Origin of the sequence: Schumannella sp. 10F1B-5-1, assembly GCF_006517535.1 — a bacterium.
In the GTDB taxonomy this organism is placed as follows: Bacteria; Actinomycetota; Actinomycetes; order Actinomycetales; family Microbacteriaceae; genus Schumannella.
Window position 1 is genome coordinate 1 of the sequence record NZ_VHQH01000256.1, and the last position, 280, is coordinate 280.

Annotated in this window: 1 protein-coding gene; it reads right to left on the reverse strand. The window is 67.5% G+C overall.

What is annotated here, in order from left to right; all coding sequences use genetic code 11:
* On the reverse strand, positions 1 to 257 hold a 257-nt coding region (locus FJ658_RS15610; protein WP_255447772.1), incomplete at its 3' end, for an ABC transporter permease subunit.
* Between the last annotated feature and the right edge of the window lie 23 nt (positions 258 to 280).

The window sequence follows — 280 nt, forward strand, 5'->3', positions numbered from 1 at the left end:
ACCGTCACGGTGCGCACCGACTCGTCGCGGCCGATGAGGAGCGGCCACAGGTAGTCCTTCCACGCCCACACGACGGTGATGAGCGCGATGGTGATGAGCGGGCCCTGCGCCATCGGCAGCACCACCCGCCAGAAGATGCGGATCTTGCCGGCGCCGTCGAGCATCGCCGCCTCCTCGACATCGCGCGGGATGTTGAGGAAGAACTGCCGGAGGAAGAAGAGCGCGAAGGGGGTCATCAGCAGGCTCGGCGCGACCATGCCCCAGACGGTGTTGAGCAGGC